This is a genomic window from Streptomyces lonarensis (assembly GCF_012033735.1).
Lineage (GTDB): Bacteria > Actinomycetota > Actinomycetes > Streptomycetales > Streptomycetaceae > Streptomyces > Streptomyces lonarensis.
Map to the genome: position 1 here is coordinate 1 of NZ_JAAVJD010000181.1, position 10,688 is coordinate 10,688.

A 10,688-nucleotide genomic window follows, 5' to 3' on the forward strand; every position below is an offset into this window, starting at 1 on the left:
CCCCGGCGTCGGCCGGCGCGGTGCGCGGCCGCGACCACGGCCATCGCGGCCCCTCGGGGGGCCGGCCGGACGGGTCGAACGCGTAGTGCCAGCCGCCGGGGAGCCCCAGCCGGTTGGTGCGCGACGCGCGCAGCCGGTAGACCAGCACCGTCGCCGTCGAGCCGTCCTCGTCCGGGACCGGCACCCGGTAGACCTTCGGGGGCCGGCCTGTCATCCCGACCAGCACCGGCAGCCGCCGGCCGTCGAGCGGTCCACCGGTGAAGAGAACGTCCTCGCTGCGCACCCCCTCAGTCTGGCAGGCGCCGCCCGGCCGTGACCGGCCGCCACCGCGCCGCCCGGCCGTGACCGGCCGCCACCGCGCCGCCCGGGAGACCGGCTACCGGACCGCCGCGAACAGCGGGGCGATCCGCGCAGCCAGCTCGTCCACCCGGCCGCCCACCGGCTCGACCGCCATCGCGGTGCGCAGCAGCTCCGCCGTCGCCCGGTCGCGACCGCCGGTGACGGCCAGCACCGTGACGCACTGGTCCATCAGCCAGTCGCGCAGCTCGTCCAGCGAGGGTTCCTTGCCCTCGTCGAGCCAGATGAGGGAGGCGGCCTCCACCGCGGTGATCCAGGTCCGCACCGCCATGTGCAGCCGGGTGTGCGAGGTGTCGGCGCCGAGGTGCGCCATGATCTGCGCCACCGCCGACCGCCGCACCTCGTCGACGATGGCGTGGGTGCGGGAGGTCCCCACCACGCTGCCGCCCTTGAGCAGCGCGGTGAACCCCTCGCCGTGGGCGTCCACGAAGGCCAGGTAGCGGTCCAGCGCGTTGGACAGCCGCCCGCTGAGCGGCCCCTCGTGCGGTTCGGCGAAGCAGCTCTCCAGCTCGGCGGCGGCGATGCTCAACGCCGCCTCGTACAGCTGCTGCTTGCCGCCGGGGAAGTAGCGGTAGACCAGCGGGCGTGAGACGCCCGCCTCGCGGGCCACGTCGTCCAGCGACACCGCCTCCGGGGGCCGCTCCGCGAAGAGGCTCTGCGCCGTCGCGATCAACTGGTCCCTGCGCTCCGCCACGCCCAGCCGGCGGTAAGCGGGTCCGGTGGCGGCGTGACGGGTGTTCATAACGGTGAAGGGTAGCCCCAACCCCCGCAGCCGAGCAGGGAGTCGGCGCTACCGTCCCCGTCGCGGCCACTGTCGTGGTAGGAGCCCCCGGGGCACGGGGACGGCCACCCGCCCGGCCGGGCCGACCGCGCGCCCGCCCGCCCCGTCCCGCCGTGCCGCGCGGCCGCCCCGTGCGCCGCGGCGGGCCCGGCCGGGAACCGTCGCGCGCCCCGGTACGCCGCCCGGCTGACCGGCCGCGATCCGGACCACGGGTCGAACGCACTCTGGCCGGGAACCGCCCTCGGGGGTTACCGTGCCGGGACCGCGTCCGGTACGCCCGCCGGTACGCCGCACCCCGCCCCACCGCGCAGCCGCGCACCGACCGGCCGTCGGCGACCCGCCCCGGCCGGGACCCCGGCCGCGCGCCGCTCCGCCGTGACCCGGCACCGCACGCGGCCGGCCCCCAGCCGGGGCCGCCACCGCGGCCGCCCGGCCCGTCGCCCAGGAGTGAGCCCCGTGCGCTTCGCCACCGACACCACCGGAAAGATCTCGCTCGGCCACATCTACGACCGGCCCGACCCGCGGGCCTACTTCTCCACGCTGCGCGCCCTCGACTACCGGATACCGCAGCTGGCCAAGCCGCGCTTCGCGGAGCTGATCTCCCGCTACCGGGAGGAGCACGGCGCGCGCACCGTCGACGTGGTCGACGTCGGCTGCTCCTACGGGATCAACGCCGCGCTGTACCGGCTCGACCTCGACATGGACGACCTGTACCGCCGCTACGCCGACCCGGCCGCCGCCGCCCTCACCACCGAACAGCTCCTGGACCGGGACCTGCGGGCGGCCAGGGTCCGCCCCCGGGCCCGGGCCCGCGCGACGGCGGGCGTGCGCTTCACGGGGTTGGACGTCTCGGGTCCCGCGCTGGCGTACGCGCACCGCGCGGGGTTCCTCGACGCCACCGTCCACGCGGACCTCGAACGCGACCGGGCCACCGGCGCACAGCGGGCGGCGCTCGCCTCCGCCGACCTCGTGGTCTCCACCGGCTGCTTCGGCTACGTCACCGACCGGACGCTGGCGCAGATCGCCGACGTCGAGCAGGGCCACCGCCCGTGGATGGCGCACTTCGTGCTGCGGATGTTCTCGTTCGACGAGGTCACGGAGCGGCTCGCCGCCGCCGGCTACGAGACGGTCCGCTCCCCGGAGGTGTTCCGGCAGCGGCGGTTCGCCTCGGCGCAGGAGCGGGAGCAGGTCCTCACGACGCTGGTGGAGGCCGGGGTCGACCCGACCGGTCACGAGACCGACGGCTGGTTCTGCGCCCAGCTGTACGTCTCCCGGCCGCGGTGACCGTCCCGCCCGGCGGTGAGCGCCGGGCGGGACGTGCGAGGAACCGGGGGCTGCGGTGCGGCCCCGGACCGGCTCCCCGGGGCCGCCCCGGGGAGCCGGGGAGCCGGTGGACCGCTCACGCCCCGGCGGGGTCAGGCGGCGGTGCGCCGCAGCACCTCCGCCAGCGGGGTCGCCGGGCGGCCGGTGAGCCGGGGGATCGCGTCGCTGACGGCGGCGAGCTCCCCGGCGGCCATGGCCGTGTAGGTCGACACCCAGGCGTCCAGCTGCCAGCGGGGCGCCCCGGAGGACTCCCGGGAGCGGTACGCCTCCGCCACCGTCTCGGGCCGGTAGGTCACCCGGCGCCCCGTCACCTCGGACAGCTCGGCCGCGACCTCCGCCAGCGTCAGCGCCCGCGGCCCCGTCAGGTCGTAGACGGCGCCGTTGTGGGCGGGGGCGTCGAGCAGGACGGCCGTCGCGGCGTCGGCGATGTCGTCCTGCGCCACGACCGAGGCGGCACCCTCGCCGGCCGGGCCCCGGATCACGCCGTCCTCGCCGACGAGCCCGGGCATGAAGTCGGCGTAGAGGCCGTCCCGGAGGAAGGTGTAGGCGAGTCCGCTGTCGCGGATGTACCGCTCCGTCACCCAGTGGTCCCGGGCGAGGGTGAAGGTCGCGTCCGGCGCGGCGCCGAGGAACGAGGTGTAGACGAGGTGCCCCGCGCCCGCCTCCACGGCGGCGTCCACGAACGACCGGTGCTGGTCGAGGCGGTCCTCCGACTCCGACGCCGAGACCATCAGCACCCGGGTCGCCCCGCGCAGCGCCCCGACCAGCTCCCGGCGGTCCCCGTAGCCGGCGCGCACCACCTGTGCACCGGAGTGGTCCGGCGCGCGCGAGGGATCGCGCACCAGGAGGGTCTGCGGGAGGCCTGCCGCGGCCAGCCGGGCGGCGACGCGTCCGCCGAGCCGACCGGTCGCTCCGGTCACCACCGTTCCGGGCCCGGCGCCGCGGCGCCCCTCAGAATCGGACATCCGTCCTGCCTCCCTGGTCAGCGCTTCCTCCCCGCGACTGTAGGCCGGTGCGGTCGCGGGGGGCGGTCTCCCGGCGCGGCGAACGGGTGACATTCGGCCGCCGCGCCCGGCGCCGGCCGGTCACGCCCCGCCGTGGGTCGGTCACCCCTCGCGGGGCCCGGTGCGGTACCCCAGCAGCACGACGCCGGAGCGGAAGGCGCGGGAGCTGACCAGCCGCAGCGGCGGCAGCGCGGTTCCCGGCGGGAAGAGCCGTCGGCCGTGGCCCACCACCACCGGGTACACGAAGAGCCGGTACTCGTCGACCAGGCCCGCGGCGATCAGCTGGTGGGTGACGGAGATGCTGCCGGTGACGCAGATGTCCCGCCCCGGGCCGCGCCGCAGTGCGAGGACGTTCTCGGTGAGGGAGCCGGTGAGCACGGTGGCGTTGTGCCAACCGGGGTCCAGCTGCGAGCTGGACACCACGTACTTGCGGACCTCGTGCAGATGGGCCGCCACCCCGGTGGTGTCGTCGGTGCGGCCGGGCCAGTAGCCGCGGAAGTCCTCGTAGGTGCTCCGTCCGAGCAGCAGCGCGTCCTCGGCGGCCATCTGCTCGCGGAGCTCCTCGACGATGTCGTCGTTGTCCCCGCCGGCGTCGTCGGCCGGGTCGAACCAGCCGTCCACCATCTCGATCACCCCGTCGAGGGTGATGTTCTGCACGACCACCAGCGACCGTCCGGTCCCTGCCATGTCAGCCTCCTCACCCGGCCGCGCCGCCCGGGAGGTCTCGCCTGCCCGTCCAGTCTAGGAGCGGTGCCGCGCCGGGGCCCGGGGGCGCGGTCCCGGCGCCCGCCGCAGGCCCGGTCGGCGCGGCCCGGTGCTGCAATCGCTTGCAGATTTCTTGGTCATAACTCTTGTCATGTTCCGGAGACCGGCGGCAGCATGTCCGCCAATCCGGCCCGGCTCCCGCTGCCCGGGCTGCAACCTGTTGCAGAGATGTGGAGTGAGCCGCCGATGCGATCCAGATCCAAGCTGCTGGTGGGTGCCTGTGCCGCCGTCGTCCTCGCCGGGGCCGTGCCGGCGGTGACCGCGGCGGCCCCGAGCGGCACCGCCGCCTCGGCGGCCACTGCCAAGGGGCCCGCCCGCGGCACCGACCTCGGCCACGAGACGCTCGGCCCGCGCGACGGCTGGGGCGCCTACGGCGCGGGCACCAGCGGCGGCGCCTCCGCCGCGCCGCAGGACGTCCACACCGTCACCGACCGCGAGAGTCTGCTGGCCGCCCTCGGCGACGTCGCCGACGACACGCCCTCGATCATCTACGTCAAGGGCACCATCGACATGAACGTCGACTCCCGCGGCGCCGCCCTCACCTGCGACGACTTCGCCGACCCCGGGTACGACCTCGACTCCTACCTCGACGCCTACGACCCGGAGACCTGGGGCTGGGACGAGGAGCCCTCCGGGCCGCTGGAGGAGGCCCGCGACCGCTCCTACCGCAACCAGTCGGCCCACTCGGTGTACTCGATCCCCTCGAACACCACCCTGGTGGGGCTCGGCAAGGACGCGCGGGTCCTCGGCGGCGCGATGTACGTGCGCGGCGTCAGCAACGTCATCATCCGCAACATCAGCTTCGAGGCTGTCGAGGACTGCTTCCCGCAGTGGGACCCCACCGACGGCCAGCAGGGCAACTGGAACTCCGAGTACGACGCGATCTGGCTCCACAGCTCGACCAACGTCTGGCTCGACCACAACACCTACCGCGGCGGCGGGCGGCCCGACACCGAGCACTTCGGCCGGCCGTACATGGTCTACGACGGCTCCGTGGACATCACCCGCGGCTCGGACCTGGTGACCGTCTCCTACAACCACTACGTCGACTACGACAAGGGCATGCTGGTCGGCGGCGGTGACAGCCACCCGGAGGACCCCGGGAAGCTGCGCGTGACGTACCACCACAACCTGTTCGAGAACGTGCTCCAGCGCTCCCCGCGGGTCCGCCGCGGCGAGGTCCACGTCTACAACAACGTCTACACGGTCAACGACCGGGCGGCCTACCCCTTCGAGTACGCCTGGGGCGTCGGCCTGGAGTCGAGCATCCACGCCGCGAACAACTACTTCGAGGGCGACATCCGCCCCGGGACCATTGCCCGCCGCTTCAACGGCACCGACCTCCACGAGACCGGCACCTACCTCAACGGCTTCGGGAAGCGGCACCAGGTCGAGGTCGTCGCCGAGCACAACGCGCTGCGCCCCGACGGCCCGCTGGGCACCGACGTGGGCTGGACGCCGTGGCTCTACGAGAAGATCGAGCCCGTCGCCAAGGCCACCCGCGACGTGCAGCGGAACGCCGGCGCCGGCAACCTGCGCTGACCCGCGCCGACGGCGGGTGACGCCCCTCCCCGCGCCACCCGCCCGACCGCCCCGCCCGCTCGCCGCGGGCGGGGCGGTCGGCGTGCCGGCCCCGCCGTCCCTCGGCCCCGGGGCGTCAGCCCCGCAGCTGCGCCAGGAGCCCCAACCAGACCTCGCTGATGGTCGGGTAGGCGGGGACGGCGTGCGCCAGGCGGTGCACCGGCACCTCCGCCACCACCGCGACGGTGGCGGCGTGCAGCAGTTCGGCCACCGCCGGCCCGGCGAACGTCGCACCGACGAGGACGCCCCGGTCGGCGTCGGCCACCAGCCGGGCGTGGCCGCGGTAGCCGTCCGCGTAGAGCGCGGCACCGGCGACGGCGCCGAGGTCCGCGTCGGCGACCCGGGTCCGCACGGAGCGCGCCTCGGCCTCCGCGGCCGTCAGCCCCACCGACGCGATCTCCGGGTGGCTGAACACCACCTGGGAGACGGCCTCGTCGTCGGCAGTGGCGGCGTGGGCGCCCCACCGCCCGCCCGCCGCGGTCTCGCCGCGGAACCGCGCCACCACGGCGTCCCCGGCGACCCGCGCCTGGTACTTGCCCTGGTGGGTCAGGAGGGCGCGGCCGTTGACGTCGCCGACCGCGTACAGCCAGCCGCCCGGGACCTCGTCCACGCGGCAGCTGTCGTCCACCCGGAGCCAGTCGCCGGGCTCCAACCCCACGGTGACCAGCCCCAGGTCCTCGGTGCGGGGGCCGCGCCCGGTGGCGAGCAGCACCTCGTCCACCTCCACCTCGCCGCCGTCCGCCAGGGCCACGGTGAGGGGCCCGCCCGGGTCCGGCCGCCGCAGCGCGGTCACCGAGGCCCCGGTGCGGACGTCGGCACCCGCCTCGCGCAGCGACTCCGCCACCAGCTCCCCGGCGAAGGGCTCCATCCGGGGCAGCAGCGCTTCGCCGCGGGCGAGGAGGGTCACCCGGGAGCCGAGCGCCTGCCAGGCGGTGGCCATCTCCACGCCCACGACGCCACCGCCGACCACGGCCAGCCGGGCCGGCACCTCCGAGGCGCTGGTCGCGTTGCGGCTGGTCCAGGGGCGGGCCTCGGCGACCCCGGGGAGGTCCGGCACCAGGGCCCGGCTGCCGGTGCACACCGCGACCGCGTGCCGGGCGGTCAGCACCCGGCTGCTGCCGTCGGAGGTCTCGACGGCGACCCGCAGCTCCCCGGCGAGCCGGCCGACGCCCCGGACGAGGGGCACCCCGACCGAGTCGAGCCACTCCACCTGCGAGGAGTCGTCCCAGTCGTGGGTGAAGTCGTCCCGCCGGGCCAGGACGGCCGCCGCGTCCAGCTCTCCGGCGGCCGCCTGCCGGGCACCGGCGACGGCCCGGGCGTCCGCCAGCGCGGCGGCGGGGCGCAGCAGCGCCTTGCTGGGCATGCACGCCCAGTAGGAGCACTCGCCGCCCACCAGCTCGTTCTCGACGATCACCGTGCTCAGCCCCGCCTCGGAGACCCGGCCGGCCAGCACCTCGCCGACCGGCCCGGCGCCGATCACCACCACGTCGTAGACGTCGGCGGCCGGGTCCGCCGCACCCCCCGCGGGGCCCGCCCCGCCGCCCCCGGTGGTCTCCGCTGCCCGCTCCTCCGCCATGACGACCCTCTCTCTGCGCTGACGACCTCTGCGCTGCCGACGTCCTGCCCGGCGCGGACCGCGCACGCCGGTGCCCGGGAGCGGACGGTACCCGCGCCATCCGTGCCACGGAACCGGAGTCGGGCGGCGGGTGGTGGCACGCGCGCCCGGAGCGGCGGATCTCTCACCCGGTCGGCGCCCGGGTGACCCGCGCGCCGCGCCCGCGCGCCGCGCGGGGGACGAGATTGGCGGGAGCCGTTGACCTGTTCCCGGGCCTGACGGCCTCGCGGCCCCCGGCACGTCACGGCTTGTGGGCAAGGACGGTGTGCGTCGGCTCAGGGGCAGCCCCGGGAGAATGAAGGGCATGACACGTCTCGGGCCTCCGTTCGGCAGCTGGGACCCTGCCTCTCCGGGCGAGCTGGTCGCGAGGTTCTCCGGTGTGGGTTCCTGCTGGTGGGTGGCAGGAGGCTTGGCGATCGAGCTCGCGGTGGGCCGCCGGGTCCGGAGCCATGGGGACACGGATGTCCTGCTGCTCCGGCGTGACCAGCTCGCGGCCCAGCAGGCTTTGGCGGGCTGGGAGTGGTGGGCCGCCGATCCACCGGGAATCCTGCGCCCGTGGGTGTTGGACGAGGTGCTGTCGCCGGACGTACACGACATCTGGTGCCGACCCGCGGCCGAGGAACCCTGGCGCATCCAGATCATGGTCGACGAGGCCCTCGGCCAGGAATGGGTGTCACGGCGTGACCCCCGGATTCGCAGGCCGATCAGCACGCTGGGGACAGTTTCGGCCGACGGTGTTCCCTATCTCAACCCGGACGTGCAGCTCTACTACAAAGCCAAAGCACCTCGGCCCGAGGATGAAGAGGACTTCGATGCCGCGCTGCCCGTGCTCACGTATCAGCAACGGCGTTGGCTCGTCGACGCGATCTCCGCGACGTACGGGCCTCACCCTTGGGCCAGGCGCCTGCATGCGTAACGTCAAGGCCGGTCCCCGTGGCCGGCTCCTCACCGGGTCCGTTTCGGTCGCCTGGTGTGGTCTGCCGGCGGTCCAGCGGTCTCCGTCTCCGGCGTCGATGCCTATGGTGCTGGTGCCGTAGCAGCCCAGCGCCCGGCACACCAGCGCAGTACGGCAAGCCGCCCCGAGGCTGCCGCGTACGCGGCAGCCCGCTGATCCGTCACAGACTCACGGGTACTCCGAACCTCCGAACGGCCGATCAAACAGGGCTGCCGAAGGTTCAGCCCGACCGAAGCCCTGGTCAAAGGGATGTCCCCCGCCCCCGCCCTCAGTCGTGCAGGGCGCGCAGTACGCGGTAGAACTCGGCCTTGAGCTCCAGGCCGATCCCGGGGGCGTCGGTCAGCCCGATCCGGCCGCCCTCGACGCGGGCGCCGTCGGCGAAGCCGCCGGTGGGGCGGAACTCCCCGGGGTAGGACTCGTTGCCGCCGAGCTTCATCGCCGCCGCGATGTGGAGGGAGAACTGGTGGCCGCCGTGCGGCACGCACCGGCGGGACGACCAGCCGTGGTCGCGCAGCATCTCCAGCACCCGGAGGTACTCGACCAGTCCGTAGGAGAGCGCCGGGTCGACCTGGATCACGTCGCGGTCGGGGCGCATGCCGCCGTGGCGCACGAGGTTGCGGGCGTCCTGGAGGGAGAACAGGTTCTCGCCGGTGGCGAGCGGGCCGGGGTAGTGCTCGGCGAGGACGGCGTTGAGGCGGTAGTCGAGCGGGTCGCCGGCCTCCTCGTACCAGAAGAGGCCGTAGGGCTCGATGGCGCGGCCGTACTCCAGCGCGGTGGCGAGGTCGAACCGGCCGTTGACGTCGACGGCCAGGCGGGAGCCGTCCCCGTCGAGGACGTCCAGCACCGCCTCGATCCGCCGGAGGTCCTCGGGGAGGTCGGCGCCGCCGATCTTCATCTTGACCACCTCGTACCCCTGGTCGAGGAAGCCGCGCATCTCGTCCCGGAGGTCGGCGTGGGTCCTGCCGGGGGCGTAGTAGCCGCCGGCCGCGTAGACGAAGACGGAGGTGTCGGGGGAGCCGTCGCCGTGGCGGTCGGCGAGGTAGCGGTAGAGCGGGACGTCCTCGATCTTGGCGGCGAGGTCGAAGAGGGCCATGTCGACCACGCCGACGGCGACGGACCGCTCGCCGTGGCCGCCGGGCTTCTCGTTGCGCATCATCACCTCCCAGGCGCGGGCGGGGTCCAGCCGGCCGGCCCCGTCGAGGAGGGCGCCGGGCTCGGCGTCGAGCAGTCGCGGCAGGACGCGGCGGCGCAGGATCTCCCCGGCGCTGTAGCGGCCGTTGGAGTTGAAGCCGTAGCCGACCAGCGGCCGGCCGTCGCGGACGACGTCGCTGACGACGGCGACCACGGAGCAGTCCATGGTGCCGAAGTCGATCCAGGCGTTGCGTATCGCGGAGCTGATGGGCACGACGCCCTCGTGCACGGCGGTGATCCTCATGAAGGCCCCTTCCCGGCGATCCGCCAGGTTGTAACTTATAAGATTGTCCGCGTGCTAGGTTCACGCCCCACGAACGTCCCGTCAAGACCCTGGCCGACCCACCGGCCGGGCCGGGGGCGCGGCGCCCGCCGCGCCGTCGGGGCACGGAAGGAGGCGGGCCGAGGTGTCCATCCGGGGGGTCTTCGCCAGCAAGGCGGATCTGGCCTACGCCGAACTGCGGGGCCGCATCCTCAGCGGTGCGCTGCCGGCCGGGTCCCGACTGGCCCAGTACGACCTCGCCGAGGATCTCGGCATGAGCATCACGCCCATCCGCGAGGCGGCCCGCCGGCTGAGCAGCGAGGGGCTGGTCGACCTCGACGCCCACCGGGACGCCCGCGTCGCGGCGATGAGCGCCGAGGAGGCCCGCCACCTGCTGGAGGTGCGGCTCTCCCTGGACCCCGCCGCGGCCCGGCTCGCCGCCGAGCGGCGCACCCCCCAGGACGTCATCGCCCTCCGCCTGGCGCAGGACGAGCTGCTCCCGGTCAACCGCGCCAGCGGCGAGGAGGCGTTGACGGCGCACCGCGCCTTCCACCGTGCGATCCATCTCGCCTCGCACAACCCGGTGATGATCCGGCTGCTGGACGACCTGTGGGACAAGACCGACCGGTACCGGCGGTTCGGCCTGCATCTGCCGGAGGGTGACGCGCCCCGGCTGCGCGACCATGCCGAGCACGCCCGCCTCGCCGACCTCGTGGTCGAGGGCGACGCCGCCGGAGCGGAGGAGCTGATGCGGGGCCACGTCGCCCTCAGCCTCACCGCCGGTGCGATCGAGGCGCTGGAGGCCGCGGCCGACGCTGCCCGCGGCTGACCGCCGCTGCCGGTCGCACCGGCCC

At 75.0% G+C, this 10,688-nt stretch carries 10 protein-coding genes; 4 read left to right on the forward strand and 6 right to left on the reverse strand.

Translation table 11 applies throughout. The features are described 5' to 3' along the window. Both HCN56_RS19165 and HCN56_RS19170 read right to left on the reverse strand, forming a co-directional pair. Positions 1–283: DUF8847 domain-containing protein (locus HCN56_RS19165; protein WP_167972830.1), on the reverse strand; the 283-nt coding region annotated here is incomplete at its 3' end. 93 nt (positions 284–376) lie between these two features. Next, the gene (locus tag HCN56_RS19170) at positions 377–1,099 is read right to left on the reverse strand and encodes a TetR/AcrR family transcriptional regulator (RefSeq protein WP_167972832.1); all 723 of its coding nucleotides are present in this window, start codon (positions 1,097–1,099) and stop codon (positions 377–379) included. A 495-nt stretch (positions 1,100–1,594) separates the two neighbouring features. Here HCN56_RS19170 and HCN56_RS19175 point away from each other — a divergent pair, with 495 nt between their 5' ends. Continuing rightward, positions 1,595–2,422, forward strand: coding sequence for a class I SAM-dependent methyltransferase (locus HCN56_RS19175; protein WP_167972834.1), 828 nt, complete (start codon positions 1,595–1,597; stop codon positions 2,420–2,422). 131 nt (positions 2,423–2,553) lie between these two features. Here the strand turns inward: HCN56_RS19175 and HCN56_RS19180 are convergent, their stop codons facing one another. Together HCN56_RS19180 and HCN56_RS19185 are read right to left on the reverse strand one after the other, a co-directional pair. Continuing rightward, entirely contained in the window at positions 2,554–3,426 is an 873-nt protein-coding gene (locus tag HCN56_RS19180; RefSeq protein ID WP_167972836.1) for an SDR family oxidoreductase, read from the reverse strand. A gap of 141 nt (positions 3,427–3,567) precedes the next feature. Then, positions 3,568–4,152: a dihydrofolate reductase family protein gene (locus tag HCN56_RS19185; protein ID WP_167972838.1), complete on the reverse strand. Its 585-nt coding sequence runs from the start codon at positions 4,150–4,152 to the stop codon at positions 3,568–3,570. 264 nt (positions 4,153–4,416) lie between these two features. On the opposite strand from HCN56_RS19185, the gene HCN56_RS19190 reads away from it, so the two are divergent. Beyond that, a complete protein-coding gene (locus tag HCN56_RS19190) occupies positions 4,417–5,772 on the forward strand; it encodes a pectate lyase family protein (RefSeq protein WP_167972841.1) in 1,356 nt (451 codons plus the stop codon). A gap of 115 nt (positions 5,773–5,887) precedes the next feature. On the opposite strand, the gene HCN56_RS19195 is transcribed toward HCN56_RS19190, so the two are convergent. Next, the gene (locus HCN56_RS19195; protein WP_167972843.1) at positions 5,888–7,387 is read right to left on the reverse strand and encodes a dihydrolipoyl dehydrogenase family protein; all 1,500 of its coding nucleotides are present in this window, start codon (positions 7,385–7,387) and stop codon (positions 5,888–5,890) included. A gap of 343 nt (positions 7,388–7,730) precedes the next feature. On the opposite strand from HCN56_RS19195, the gene HCN56_RS19200 reads away from it, so the two are divergent. Beyond that, on the forward strand, positions 7,731–8,342 hold the full coding sequence (locus HCN56_RS19200) for a nucleotidyltransferase domain-containing protein (protein ID WP_167972845.1): 612 nt from the start codon (positions 7,731–7,733) through the stop codon (positions 8,340–8,342). A 307-nt stretch (positions 8,343–8,649) separates the two neighbouring features. On the opposite strand, the gene HCN56_RS19205 is transcribed toward HCN56_RS19200, so the two are convergent. Continuing rightward, on the reverse strand, positions 8,650–9,816 hold the full coding sequence (locus HCN56_RS19205; protein WP_167972847.1) for an enolase C-terminal domain-like protein: 1,167 nt from the start codon (positions 9,814–9,816) through the stop codon (positions 8,650–8,652). A 163-nt stretch (positions 9,817–9,979) separates the two neighbouring features. Between HCN56_RS19205 and HCN56_RS19210 the strand changes: the two genes are divergently transcribed. Continuing rightward, a complete protein-coding gene (locus tag HCN56_RS19210) occupies positions 9,980–10,663 on the forward strand; it encodes a GntR family transcriptional regulator (RefSeq protein WP_167972849.1) in 684 nt (227 codons plus the stop codon). Positions 10,664–10,688: the final 25 nt, after the last annotated feature.

Coding starts and splice junctions, on each gene's coding strand:
- HCN56_RS19170 (WP_167972832.1), bottom strand. CDS start 1,099: ATGAACACCCGTCACGCCGCCACCGGACCCGCTTACCGCCGGCTGGGC.
- HCN56_RS19180 (WP_167972836.1), bottom strand. CDS start 3,426: ATGTCCGATTCTGAGGGGCGCCGCGGCGCCGGGCCCGGAACGGTGGTG.
- HCN56_RS19185 (WP_167972838.1), bottom strand. CDS start 4,152: ATGGCAGGGACCGGACGGTCGCTGGTGGTCGTGCAGAACATCACCCTC.
- HCN56_RS19190 (WP_167972841.1), top strand. CDS start 4,417: ATGCGATCCAGATCCAAGCTGCTGGTGGGTGCCTGTGCCGCCGTCGTC.
- HCN56_RS19195 (WP_167972843.1), bottom strand. CDS start 7,387: ATGGCGGAGGAGCGGGCAGCGGAGACCACCGGGGGCGGCGGGGCGGGC.
- HCN56_RS19200 (WP_167972845.1), top strand. CDS start 7,731: ATGACACGTCTCGGGCCTCCGTTCGGCAGCTGGGACCCTGCCTCTCCG.
- HCN56_RS19205 (WP_167972847.1), bottom strand. CDS start 9,816: ATGAGGATCACCGCCGTGCACGAGGGCGTCGTGCCCATCAGCTCCGCG.